Below are 12,407 nucleotides of genomic sequence, written 5' to 3' on the forward strand. Positions count from 1 at the left end.
GCGAAACGAGGAGGCGAGCCGACGTTGCGTGCTGAGAGCATCACCAAGCAGGCGACCCCGGCGGTGCGCACCGCCGTCGTCTGGGACGCGCTGCGGGCGGTGCTGGCCGCGCGGGCGAAGGAGACGGGCCGTGAGCGGCTCGACATCGTCGACGCGGGTGGCGGCACGGGCGGCTTCGCCGTCCCGCTGGCCGAGCTGGGCCACGCGGTCACCGTCGTCGACCCGAGCCCCGACTCGCTGTTCGCGCTGGAGCGCAGGGCCGCCGAGCGCGGCGTCGGCGTGCGGGCGCTCCAGGGCGACGCCGCCGACCTCGGCGAGCTCCTGCCGCGCGACAGCGCCGACCTGGTGCTGTGCCACAGCGTGCTGGAGTACGTCGACGACCCGATCTCCGCGCTGACCGCCGTCGCGGGGCTGCTGCGCGCCGGCGGCGCCGTGAGCGTGCTGGCGGCCAACCCCGTCGCCAGCGCCATCCACCGCGCGGTCGCGGGCCACTTCGACGAGGCCAGGGCGGTCATGAACGACCCGATGGGGCGATGGGGCGACCGCGACCCCACGCCGCGCAGGTTCGCCGCGCAGACGCTGACCGAGCTTCTCTCGGCGACCGGGTTCGCGGTGGGCGAGATCCACGGGGTGCGGGTCTTCGCCGACCTGGTGCCCAGCCGCCTGATCGACGGTGAGCCCGGCGCGGCGGAGGCGCTGGTCGCCCTGGAGCAGGCCGCCGCCACCCATCCCGTCCTGCGCGACATCGCCACCCAACTCCACGTCCTGGGCCACAAGTGACCTCCCGCGGGCTCGTGTCCGGCGCGGGGGCCGCCGGAGGGCGAGGCGGGAGCGGCGCGGAGACGACTGTCGAACGCGCGTTCGGGTAGAATCACGTCGTGTCGCGCAAGCAGATCACCGGAGTCGGCCCCGTCGCCAGGATCGGGGCCGACGACAGCGCCTGCCCCATCCTCCACGTCGACATGGACGCCTTCTTCGCCAGCGTCGAGCTCCTCGAGCGTCCCGAGCTCAAGGGCCGCCCGGTGATCGTCGGCTCGCCCGCCGGCCGTGGCGTCGTCCTCAGCGCCACCTACGAGGCCAGGCGGTACGGCGTGCACTCGGCCATGCCGATGAGCAGGGCTCGCCGGATCTGCCCCCAGGCCACGATCATCCCGCCCAGCCACGGCAAGTACTCCGAGGTCTCCAGGGGCGTGATGGAGATCTTCCACTCGATCACCCCGCTCGTCGAGCCGATCGCCTCCGACGAGGCCTTCCTCGACGTCGGCGGCGCCAGGCGCAGGCTCGGCTCACCCGCCGACATCGCCGCCAGGATCCGCGCCGAGGTGCTGGAGCGCTTCGGCATCACCTGCTCGGTCGGCGTGGCCGGCAGCAAGTTCGTCGCCAAGCTGGCCTCCAAGCAGTGCAAGCCCGACGGCCTGCTCGTGGTCCCCGCCGACCGCGTGGTCGACTTCCTGCACCCGCTTCCCGTCAGCGCCCTGTGGGGCGTCGGCGAGCGCACCGAGCAGGCCCTGGTACGTCTCGGCATCCGGAGTGTGGGCGACCTGGCCAGGGTCCCGCTGACCACGCTGCAGCGCGAGCTCGGCCACGCGGCGGGCACCCACCTGGCCGCGCTGGCCTGGGGCAGGGACGAGCGTCCCGTGACCGCCCACGTGCCCGACAAGAGCATCGGCGCGGAGGAGACGTTCGCGACGGACGTCGACGACCCAGAGGTGATCAAGCGCGAGCTCCTGCGCCTTGCCGAACGGGTCGCCGCCCGCGTGCGCGCGGGCGGCCACGTGGGCAGAACGGTGAGTGTGAAGCTGCGCCGCGCCGACTTCTCGACGATCACTCGTTCGCGGACGCTGCGGGAGCCGACGGACGTCGCGCAGGAGATCTACGCGACGGCCTGCGACCTCTACGCCGCCGCCGGGCTCGAACGGATCAGGCTGCGTCTGGTGGGCGTCAGGCTGGAGAATCTCAGGCCCGCCGATTCCGCCTCTCACCAGCTCAGCCTCGGCGAGAAGGAGACAGGATGGCGGGAGGCCGAACGTGCGATGGACAAGGCGATCAGGAGGTTCGGCCCCGATGCGGTGGTGCCGGCTTCCCTAGTCAGAGGACGGCTTGATGAAATGGAGACATGACGCCCGATGTCGCGACATCTCGGAGGTTGGGGGAGAATGGGCATGTCTAGAGCCATGACGTCACCTCCGGTTTGGTCTACGTTGGACGTTTTCTTTCGCCTACGTCTACAGCCTCGTATTCTGGGGATAACCGACCGCGAGGTCCGGACACCCCGTGTCGTCCGTTGCCGTCTTCCCCGAAATGGGGCCGTCCTTGGGAGGCGCCGTGCCGCTCTCTGAGCACGAGCAGCGCTTGCTCGACCAGATCGAGCAGGCCCTCTACGCCGAGGACCCGAAGTGGGCCAATACCGTTCGGATCAGTGATCCGCGCAGCCATTACAAGCGGCGCCTGGTCAAAGCCTCCATCGGCTTTGCGCTGGGCATCGTCCTGCTGATGGTCGGCGTCGTGATCAACCAGATCCCGCTCGGCGTCGGCGGTTTCGTGGTCATGCTCGCCGCGTGTCTGTGGGGTCTGTCCAGTTGGAAGCGCATGAACGGATTCGGCGGAGACTCCGGTGCGTCCGGGTCAGGCCCGAGAACGTCGGGCAAGGGCCAGCGCCGGGGCAACCGTGGATCGTTCATGGAGCGCATGGAAGAGCGTTGGCGCCGTCGCCACGACGAGCGCTGAGCCGATGGACACCGTGCGGCCGCTCCGCTGAGGGAGCGGCCGCGCAGTTCGGCGTCAGGTGTTTCTGCGTGCTGCCCTGTTCCAGAGCCTGATGTTCTCCAGCCGATCGAAACCGTCCAGGATCTTCTCTCCCAGGCCCCTGATCCGCAGCAGGGTCGAAGGCGGAAGCAGCGCGGCGCGCACCCGTCTGGTCCGCGACACGGTGGCCGCCAGGGCCCGCCGGACGGTCCGCAGCTCCCTCCTCATCGGGGCGATCTCCCCGGGGTCGCGTGCGAACAGCAGCCGCTCCACGGCCGAGGCGATCGTGCTGATCGCGGCCGCCGGCTCGGCGCCGAACTCGTGCTGCTGGGTGAGCCTGCGCGCCAGCGCCCTCGGCGTCTCGCTCGGCACCCGCGCCATCCCGTAGTCGCACAGCACGTCGTCGAGCTCGGCCCACGCGGCGGCCACCGAGGCGTCCACCTTCTCCGCCCTGGCCGTGACCTCGTCGGACGGCCCGGACACCTTCCAGGTCAGCGTCCGCACCCGGCGGTTCCTGATCACCAGCCGCACCAGAGCGGGGATGAGCAGGATCACCAGCAGTCCCGCCACCGCCAGCGCGATCGTGACCCACAGCGGGGTCGTCTCCACCGGCGTCACGGACCCGCTGTAGATGCCCTCGGGGTCGAGCTCCCTCAGCCTGTCCCTGCTGTTGGGCGCGCTGCTCGGGGTGTCGCCGCCGTCCGCCGCGCTCGTGCTCGGGTCACTGCTCGGGGTGGTCTCGGCGGGCCTGGGCAGCGAGTAGTCGGGGACGCGGGCGGTGCCCTGTCCCGCGCTGCCCGCCGGGGTCGGCTCGAAGGCGAGCCAGCCCACTCCCTCGAAGTAGAGCTCGGGCCAGGCGTGGGAGTCGTGGGTGCGGACCTCCCAGCGACCCTCGATCTTGGTGCCGCCCGTGTAGCCGATGGCGACCCTGGCGGGGATGCCGATCGATCTGGCCAGCACCGCCATCGCCGAGGCGAACTGCTCGCAGTATCCGGCCCTGGTCTGCTCCAGGAAGCTCCGCAGCGCGTCGGTGTCGTGGCCCTGTGTGGCGAGGCTGTAGGTGAAGCCGCCCGTGGTGGTGAAGAACCGCTGCAGGTTCACCGCCGCCTCGTACGGCGACTTGCTGTCCTTGACCACCCGCTGCGCCAGCTGCCTGATCTGCGGCGGCAGGTCGGGCAGCTTCAGGTAGCGCTCGGCGACCGCCGGGTCGACGGTCTTCGGCGCGGCGTCCAGCTGGTCGGCGCTCGCCTCGGGCTCGGTGCTGACCACCTGGTACCGCAGGCCGCCCGCCACGTCTCCGGAGGAGAAGACCATCAGCGAGTCGACGTCCGCGCGCCAGTCGCCCTCCGCCCGCACCAGCTGCGGTGGGTACGGCAGGGGCAGGAACTGCAGGGGCGTGATGTCCTCGCTGACCTGGATGTCGGTCTCGACCCGGGTGGTCTTCATCGACGAGGCCAGTCCAGGGGGAGGGGGCAGCGGGCCCTGGTCCACCCTGTTCTCCGGCCTGCCCTTCAACTCGTTCATCGTCCAGCGCCGGCCGTCGAAGACGTCGAGGGAGTAGATCCTGAGATAGCGAGGGGTGTCGTCGCTGCTGGTGTAGGAGAGAACGGTGTTGTTCTCGGGCAGCTGCAGCCGCCCCCTCAGGTCGGCGACCTGATCAGGGATGCTGATGGAGTTGCCCCTGCCCTTGCCCGAGCCGCCCACCCCGAACCCGAACAGCGGGTCGGGCTCGAGTGTCGGCAGCAGGGCCGGCAGCAGGACGGCCAGCGCGATCGCGGTGAACCCGATCCGCTTGCCCGACAGGCGCAGGCCGCGCGTGTCGGCCGACTCCTGGACGCCCTCGTCGGCGGCGCGGCTGCGCCGTACCAGGACCGCCCGTCCCCAATGACCCACCCGCTCGCGTCCGTCGGCGATCAGCAGGCTCGTGAAACCGAGCGCGCCGAGGATGAAGGCGGGCCAGCCGATCGGGTCGGGCAGCACCGCGGCGGGCACCGTGAACAGCGCCAGCAGCGGCAGGCCCGCGAGGGCGGCCCTGCGCAGCCTCGTGACGAACAGGTCGACGACGATCGCGATGAGGCCGACGCCGGCGGTGGTGAGCATGGCGATCGGCGGTTCGTCGGGAACCGGCGCGGCGTAGCGCTGGATGTCGGCGAAGCCGGTGGCCAGCAGTTTGAGCAGCGCCACCGCTGATTCCTTCGTCGGCACGACCAGCACCCACGCCTTGTCGCCCGCGTAGGCGGCGGTCAGGTAGACGCCCAGCGCCACGAGGCCGAGCAGCGGCGCCGCCCAGCCGGGCAGGGTGAGCCTGCTGGCGAGCACGCCCGCGGCGCTGACGGCGAGCACCGCGCCGAGCGAGCCCCACAACCACGCGCCGCCGTCGAACAGCGGGTAGAGCGTGAGCGAGACCGCGAGGGTGGCAACACCCGACCAGATGGGGAGCCTCATGCCGCACCTCCCACGGTGAACCGGTTCTTGACGCCGGCGGCCGGCCAGACCGTCGCCAGCGAGGTGCCCGCGGGCAGGGTGACGATCCGCCAGCCCGATCCCACGAGGACCGCTTCGACCGCCTGCCTGCGGTCGGCCGAGCCGTACTCCCTGGCCTCCCAGCCCTCCACGTCCAGCAGGACGGCCACGCCCGTGGCGCTGCCGTGCCTGACCTTGGCCAGCTCCCTGGCGTCCTCGGCGTCCATGGCGCCGAGGACGGCGACGATCAGGCCGTCGCCTCCGCCCTGACGCAAAGCGGTGATGCCGAGCTCAAGGGACCTCGCGGGGCTGTTGCGCACCACCGCGAGGGTGTCGAGCAGCGACCAGCTCACGCCCGTGTCGCTCAGATGCTCGGGACCCTGGTCGGTGACCAGCCGCAGGCCCAGGCCTTCGCGGGCCAGGTGCAGGCCGATCGAGGCGGCGGCCGAGACGGCCACCTCGAAGGAGGAGCGGGGGCCCTCACCCCTGTGGGCGTGCCTGCGGGTGTCGAGCAGGAGCGCACCGCGGCTCTGCCACTGCTGCTCCTCGCGCCGCACCATCAGCTCGCCGTGGCGGGCGGTGGAGCGCCAGTGCACCCGTCGCAGGTCGTCGCCCTGCCGGTACTCGCGAGGGGCCACGTCGTCGTCGCCGGCCGCCGCCACGCTTCTGGTACGGCTGTCGCCTCCGCCGGTCCACTCGCCCGACAGCCGCACGTGGGGCAACGCCACCACGTGGGGCGTCACGACGAGCGTGTCGGCGATGGTGAAGGAGCGGGTCAGCTCGACCAGCCCGAACGGGTCGGTGATCCGTACCGACAGCGGGCCGATCGTGTAGCGGCCGCGCAGGTCGGACCTGACCCGGTAGTCGATCTCCCTGATGCCCTTCGACTCGACCCTGTCCAGCACGAACCTGGGCCTGGCGCCGAGCGCGTAGGGCACGGTGTCCTCGATGAGCAGCAGTCCCGTCGGCAGTCTGGTGACGTTCTCCAGCCGCAGCGTCACCGTCGCCTCGCCGCCCACCTCGATCCTCGGCGGGTCGAGGCGACGGGCGCAGCTCAGCCGGTAGCGGGTCCGAGCCACCACCAGCGCGGCCAGCAGCGGCAGCGCCATGATCAGCACGCCGATCCTGAGCAGGTCGTGCTCGCCCAGGAGCAGCGCCATCAGCAGCGCGGCCACGCCCGAGGCCAGGAACGACCTGCCCCTGGAGGTGAGCGCCCGCAGTCCCGCCATCACGACGCTCGAGTCTCCGGCACGGGCACTCGCCTGACGAGCTCGGTGACGACCTGCTCGGGCATCCTGCGCTGGCCCTGCGCCTCGATGCTGGGCAGCAGCCTGTGCGCGAGCACGGGGACGGCCAGCTCCTGCAGATCGTCGGGGATGACGTAGTCGCGGCCCGACAGCGCGGCGTGCGCCCTGGCCGCGCGCACGAGCTGCAGCGTGGACCTGGGCGAGGCGCCGAGCCGCAGGTCGGGGGAGTGGCGGGTGGCCACCACCAGGTCGATGGCGTACTTCTTGACCGGCTGGGAGACGTAGACGCCGCGGACGGCCTCGATGAGCGCTCTCACCTCGGCGGTCGTCGCGACCGGCTCCAGCTTGTCCAACGGCGAGGTGCCGCCGTGGACGTCCAGCATCTCCAGCTCGGCGGCGGGCTCGGGATAGCCCATCGCCACCCGGGCGGTGAAGCGGTCGCGCTGGGCCTCGGGGAGGGGATAGGTGCCCTCCATCTCAATCGGGTTCTGGGTGGCGATCACCATGAAAGGGGCGTCGAGCTCGTAGGTGACGCCGTCCACCGTCACCTGGTGCTCCTCCATGCACTCCAGCAACGCCGACTGCGTCTTGGGGGAGGCGCGGTTGATCTCGTCGCCCACCACGATGTTGGCGAAGACGGGGCCGGGCTTGAACTCGAACTCGCGGGTCTGCTGGTTGTAGGCGCTCACCCCGGTGATGTCGCTCGGCAGAAGGTCGGGGGTGAACTGCACACGCCGGACAGGACAGTCGATCGACCGCGCCAGCGCCTTGGCCAGCATCGTCTTGCCAACACCGGGGACGTCCTCGATGAGAAGGTGTCCCTCCGCCAGCAGGACGGTCACGGTCAGCCGGACGGCATCGCTCTTGCCCTCGATCACCGACTCGATCGCCTGCCGAATGCGGTGCGCGGTGGAGACCAGCTCGTCGAGCTGGCGAGGGACGTCATGGGTTACTGCCACCAGGCCTCCATGAGAGAAGTGCAACGGCTCTCCCCAGCGCGAGGGTGCTTTTGGGGTGCCTTGCCATTCCTTTTCATTGTGCGTACGACCCTACGACGACGGGGGTCCTTGAGCGACTTTTGTGGATATTCGGGGAACAGCCACAGTGTTCAGGTGATCCGTCCGGTTCTTGTCGCATAGTGGTGCGAATCCAGTGACACGCTCCCTCCACTTTCCCCCACGCGATGCGCGACGCCGGCGTATTCACCGATCTTTCGGGCGTTCGACACGCCCGCGACGCCTGCCGCCCCGCCGCCGCCCCCCACCCCGCTCCACCGCTCTGACCTGCGAAAACGCGCGTGAAACAGCGTCCGAAGACGGTTCGAATCAGTTGACGGTGGGGAGAAGTGGAGTATGGTGGTGCGCAGTGGAGGGCAGGTGCACCAGCACTGAGCGCTTCACGAGGCACGGGAGGTGGGGCCGGTGTTCCTCGGCACCCATCAACCGCGTCTGGACGACAAGGGACGGCTGTTCCTGCCGGCTAAGTACCGTGAGGAGCTGGCGGAGGGTCTTGTGATCACCAAAGGCCAGGAGCGATGCCTCTACGTCTTTCCTGTGGGGGAGTTCCAGCGCATTACCGAGGCTCTCAGCACCGCCCCGGTCACCGCCAAGGCGGTCCGGGACTACAGCCGTGTCTTCTTCGCCAGCGCGTCCGACGAGACTCCGGACAAGCAGGGGCGCATCACGATTCCCCAGGCTCTGCGGGCTTACGCAGGGCTGGAGCGTGACTGCGTGGTCATCGGGGCCAACACCCGGCTGGAGATCTGGGACCAGCGGGCCTGGGACACCTACCTGGCCGACCAGGAGCAGGCTTTCGCCGATCTCTCGGAGGAGGTGCTGCCAGGGATTCTCTGATCACAGCCGATCCGTCGGTGATGTCGTTCGGCGAGGTCTCCACCCGCAACCACTCGCCCGCCAGCTGATGCACCTTCCCCGGTGTCAGATGGCAGGCGTCCACGAAGCGGGTGCGGATGGGGACCTGGCCGGACGGCTACGGGTGGGGACCCATGAGCTGGGCACCGGGATCGAGCCTTTGGCGTCATCCGCGAGTATGGACGCATCCTTAGCAGGAGGGGGGTTTCAGTAATGCACGTAGAAGGCAACGCTGCGGGCACGGGTGGTCACGTTCCCGTGATGCTCGAGCGGGTTCTGGAGCTCCTCGCCCCCGCGCTGGCCGGGCCGGCGCCGGTGGTCGTCGACGCCAATCTCGGGCTCGGCGGGCACTCGGAGGCGCTGCTGGCCGCCCATCCGGCCCTCCATCTGATCGGCATCGACCGCGACCCTTTCGCGATCGACTTCTCCACGCGCAGGCTCGCGCCGTACGGCGAGCGGGTCACGCTGGTCCACGCCTCGTCCGACGAGATGACCTCGGTATTGGCGAGCGCGGGCCATCCCGTGGTCGACGGCGTCCTGTTCGACCTGGGCGTCTCCTCGCCCCAGCTGGACGAGGGCGAGAGGGGTTTCGCCTATTCCTACGACGCTCCGCTCGACATGCGGATGGACACCGAGCAGTCGCTCACGGCGGAGGAAGTGGTCAACACCTACTCCGCGGCCGAGTTGACCCGCATCCTTCGTGATTACGGAGAAGAAAGGTTCGCACCGCGTGTCGCAGGCCTCATTGTCAAGGAAAGGGCCAAGGAAGCCATAACGTCGACTAAGCGGCTCGCGGAGATCGTTCGCGCGGCGATTCCCGCCGCTACCCGACGTACCGGGGGCAACCCCGCTAAACGGACTTTTCAGGCGTTGCGTATCGAGGTCAACGCGGAACTGACCGCCTTCGAGGCGGCGCTTCCCGCCTCCCTCGACGCGCTGGCGCTCGGTGGGCGAGTCGTCGTGCTCTCCTACCACTCCCTCGAGGACCGGTTGACCAAGCAGGTCCTCGCGGCGCGAACCAGGGACACCAGCCCCCCAGGGTTGCCCGTCCCGTTGCCGGCTCACCAGCCGCGGTTCCGCCTCCTGACGAGGGGAGCAGAGCTCCCGACTGACGAAGAGCTCGCCCGCAATCCGCGGGCGGCCTCGGCCCGGCTCCGGGCGGCAGAGAGGATCCGTGTTGACGAGGACTGAGCAGGAGATCAGGCGGGGTGCGCCCGCCAGGGGCGGCGTGCCCAGGACCGCTCCGGCGAGGACCGGCGTGCGCAAGCAGGGCGCTCCGCACGAGACCAGCCCCGCCACCGAGCGGCCCGCCGTTGACCGGCCGATCGGTCAGCGGCCCGCCGCTGCGCAGGAGGGCAGCCCGATGCGGGTGCGCGTGCGGCGGCCGATGCCGCGCAAGCAGCGCGCTCCCTTCGTGCTGCTCGTCGTCGGCCTGCTGTGCGGAGGGCTGGTCAGCCTGCTGCTGCTCAACACCGTGCTCGCCCGCGACTCCTTCACCGCCAGCGAGCTGCGGGAGCAGATCGCCGAGATGCAGCAGCAGTCGAACGCCCTCGAGCGGGAGATCGAGAAGCAGGAGCAGCCCGCCGAGCTGGCCAAGAGGGCCGAGGGTCAGGGCCAGGGGCCGTACAACGAGATCAACACCATCGACCCGAACAAGGTGGGGCCGAACAGGTGAGGGAGACAGGCGGCCGGGGCCAGGGCCCCGGTCGTGGTGGTGGCGGCGCCGGCTCTCATGGAGGGCCCGGCGCCGTTCGTCGTACGCCGGGCGGTCCAGGACGGCCGGGGCGTCAGGGCGGAACGGGCTCGGGGCGGTCCGAGGGCCCGAGGGACGAGCCGCCGCGCCGCAACAGGGACGAGGACGCGGGGCGGCCCAGGCGCGACGACGGCGACGGCCGCGCGCGCAGGGAAGGACGTCCAGGGCCCGGCGACCGGCCGGGTTCCGAGGGTCGCCCGCCGTCCGACAGGCGAGCGGGTTCGGACCGGCGGCAGGACGCGGACGGGCCGTCCGCTCAGGAGAGCCGTCCCCGGCGTCCCGGCGGCGACGCCACCCGTTCCGCCGGGCAGGGCCGCGCGGACGACCCCTTCGACCTCCCACGCGGGTTGACAGGGGCGCCGTCGCAGGAAGGCAGGCGCGGCCGTTCCGACGCCACCGTGCCGGCCCCCAGGGGCGGCCAGCGCCACGACGCGCGTCCGCCGCGCAGCCAGCCGCAGGGCCAGTCGAAGGGCCCCTCCCAGAGCCAGGCCCCACCCCCGCGCAGACCGGTCCGCAGGCCCCCTCCTCCTCCCAGACCGCCGCGCCCTCCGCTGGTGCTGCGCCTCGGCAACCCCCGCAGGCGCATCAACATCGGCCTCATCGGCATGACCTTCATCCTGTCGATCTTCGCGGGGCGGCTCATCCAGCTGCAGGGCCTCGACTCCAAGATCTACGAGGCCAAGGCCGCCGACCAGCGGGTGATCAGCGAGGTCATCCCGGCCAAGCGCGGCTCCATCACCGACGCGGGCGGCCACGCGCTGGCCGTGACGGTCGAGGCGCGCGAGATCGCGGTGGACCCCAGCAAGATCCCCGCCGACCAGCGGGCCAAGATGGCCGCGACCCTGGCCAAGGAGCTGGGCAAGCCCGAGGCCGACATCGCCGCGAAGCTGGCCAGGCTCACCTCGCGCTACGAACTCGTCGCCCGCGACGTCGACCCCGTCGTCGCCGACAGGGTGCTCGACCACGAACTGCCGACCGTGACCACGAAGAAGACCTACCGCAGGACCTATCCGGCGGGCGACCTCGCCGGCACGCTCATCGGGTTCGTCGGCAACGACGGCACCGGCCTCGAGGGCGTCGAGCAGATGCGCAACTCCCGCCTGGCGGGCCAGGACGGCAAGCAGAGCGTGGAGCAGGGCCGCGACGGCCAGCGCATCCCGATGACCCGCAGCCAGCGCCAGGCGCCGATCGCGGGCCGCGACGTGCGGCTGACCATCGACCGCGACATCCAGTGGGCAGCCCAGAAGGCCATCGCCCAGCAGGTGTCCGCCAGCGGCGCGCTGAGCGGCACCGTGATCGTGATGGACGTCAAGACCGCCCAGATCATCGCCATGGCCAACGCGCCCGAGCTCGACCTGAACAACTGGCAGAAGGCGCCCGACACCTCCTACGTCAACCGGGCGGTGTCCGAGGTCTTCGAGCCGGGAAGCACCAACAAGGTCATCACCGCGGCGGCCGCGATCGAGGCGGGGGCGGTACGGCCCGACACGACCTTCAGGGTGGCCGACCACATCAGGTGCGCCGACCAGATCCTGAAGGACTCCCACCCGCACAAGACCGAGACGATGACGTTCAAGAAGGTCGTGGAGACCTCCAGCAACGTCGGCACCATCCAGGCCGCCCGCAGGGTCGGCGACGAGCGGCTGTTCGCCATGCTGAAGAACTTCGGCTTCGGCACCAGGCCGGGTCTCGGCCTGCCGGGCGAGGAGGCGGGCCTGCTGCCCGACTACAAGAGCTGGTCGGGCACCCAGCGCTGCACCGTCGCCTACGGCCAGGGCGTGTCGGTGACCGCGCTGCAGACCGCCAGCGTCTACCAGGCCATCGCCAACGGAGGCGTCAGGGTCGAGCCGCGGATCGTGGCGGGCGAGACCGACGCGCACGGCCGGTTCGTCCCCGCCAAACCGGGAAAGCAGACCAGGGTGGTCAGCGGGCAGACCGCTCGGGAGATCGCCTCGATGCTGGAGGGGGCCGTCAGCGCCGAGGGCACGGGTACGCTGGCAGCCATACCCGGCTACCGGGTGGCGGGCAAGACAGGTACCGCGAACCGCTACGATCAGCAGTTGGGCCGTTACAACGGCTACACCGCCTCCTTCGTCGGTTTCGCCCCTGCGGACAAGCCTGAGCTCGTCGTTCTCGCGGTGGTGCAGAAGCCGTCCGAGGACATCTACGGCGGGCACGTCGCGGCCCCGGTGTTCAAGGACGTGATGACGTTCGCCATCAAGAGCAGGAAGATTCCGCCCACAGCCCCGACCGCTGCCCCGTCCGCGCCGCCCGCGCGGATCGGCACCGGACACTGAACAGGGAGGGTACGCTGCCGCCGTGCGTCCC

Annotated in this window: 10 protein-coding genes; 7 read left to right on the plus strand and 3 right to left on the minus strand. The window is 70.8% G+C overall.

Going from position 1 to position 12,407, the window contains the following annotated elements; all coding sequences use genetic code 11:
* Positions 1 to 24: 24 nt before the first annotated feature.
* The 3 genes from AC3EO4_RS02070 (at position 25) to AC3EO4_RS02080 (ending at position 2,727) form a co-directional block, all read left to right on the plus strand.
* Positions 25 to 780, plus strand: a complete 756-nt coding sequence (locus tag AC3EO4_RS02070; RefSeq protein ID WP_379579292.1) for a methyltransferase — start codon at positions 25 to 27, stop codon at positions 778 to 780.
* 98 nt (positions 781 to 878) lie between these two features.
* Entirely contained in the window at positions 879 to 2,120 is a 1,242-nt protein-coding gene (gene dinB / locus AC3EO4_RS02075) for a DNA polymerase IV (protein ID WP_431893269.1), read from the plus strand.
* 205 nt (positions 2,121 to 2,325) lie between these two features.
* Positions 2,326 to 2,727 carry a DUF3040 domain-containing protein gene (locus tag AC3EO4_RS02080; protein WP_379579288.1) on the plus strand — a complete coding sequence of 134 codons (402 nt, stop codon included), beginning with the start codon at positions 2,326 to 2,328 and terminating at the stop codon, positions 2,725 to 2,727.
* A gap of 54 nt (positions 2,728 to 2,781) precedes the next feature.
* Here the strand turns inward: AC3EO4_RS02080 and AC3EO4_RS02085 are convergent, their stop codons facing one another.
* Genes AC3EO4_RS02085 through AC3EO4_RS02095 form a run of 3 tightly spaced genes read right to left on the minus strand, consistent with a single transcriptional unit; the run spans position 2,782 to position 7,414 of the window.
* Positions 2,782 to 5,190 (minus strand): transglutaminase TgpA family protein, encoded by a 2,409-nt coding sequence (locus AC3EO4_RS02085; protein ID WP_431893273.1) that lies wholly within the window; start codon positions 5,188 to 5,190, stop codon positions 2,782 to 2,784.
* On the minus strand, positions 5,187 to 6,437 hold the full coding sequence (locus AC3EO4_RS02090; RefSeq protein WP_431893666.1) for a DUF58 domain-containing protein: 1,251 nt from the start codon (positions 6,435 to 6,437) through the stop codon (positions 5,187 to 5,189). Before AC3EO4_RS02090 ends, AC3EO4_RS02085 begins: the two co-directional genes overlap by 4 nt.
* Complete coding sequence (locus AC3EO4_RS02095) at positions 6,437 to 7,414, minus strand: AAA family ATPase (protein ID WP_379579284.1); 978 nt, start codon at positions 7,412 to 7,414, stop codon at positions 6,437 to 6,439. Before AC3EO4_RS02095 ends, AC3EO4_RS02090 begins: the two co-directional genes overlap by 1 nt.
* 462 nt (positions 7,415 to 7,876) lie before the next feature.
* On the opposite strand from AC3EO4_RS02095, the gene mraZ reads away from it, so the two are divergent.
* The 4 genes from mraZ (at position 7,877) to AC3EO4_RS02115 (ending at position 12,376) form a co-directional block, all read left to right on the plus strand.
* Complete coding sequence (gene mraZ / locus AC3EO4_RS02100; RefSeq protein ID WP_431893276.1) at positions 7,877 to 8,308, plus strand: division/cell wall cluster transcriptional repressor MraZ; 432 nt, start codon at positions 7,877 to 7,879, stop codon at positions 8,306 to 8,308.
* 279 nt (positions 8,309 to 8,587) lie between these two features.
* Positions 8,588 to 9,517, plus strand: a complete 930-nt coding sequence (gene rsmH, locus AC3EO4_RS02105; protein WP_379579280.1) for a 16S rRNA (cytosine(1402)-N(4))-methyltransferase RsmH — start codon at positions 8,588 to 8,590, stop codon at positions 9,515 to 9,517.
* Positions 9,504 to 10,001 carry a cell division protein FtsL gene (gene ftsL / locus AC3EO4_RS02110; RefSeq protein ID WP_379579278.1) on the plus strand — a complete coding sequence of 166 codons (498 nt, stop codon included), beginning with the start codon at positions 9,504 to 9,506 and terminating at the stop codon, positions 9,999 to 10,001. The genes rsmH and ftsL overlap by 14 nt, the downstream gene beginning before the upstream one ends.
* A gap of 632 nt (positions 10,002 to 10,633) precedes the next feature.
* Positions 10,634 to 12,376: a peptidoglycan D,D-transpeptidase FtsI family protein gene (locus AC3EO4_RS02115; RefSeq protein ID WP_431893281.1), complete on the plus strand. Its 1,743-nt coding sequence runs from the start codon at positions 10,634 to 10,636 to the stop codon at positions 12,374 to 12,376.
* The last annotated feature ends 31 nt before the right edge of the window (positions 12,377 to 12,407 follow it).

Source organism: Nonomuraea sp. bgisy101 (assembly GCF_057708945.1).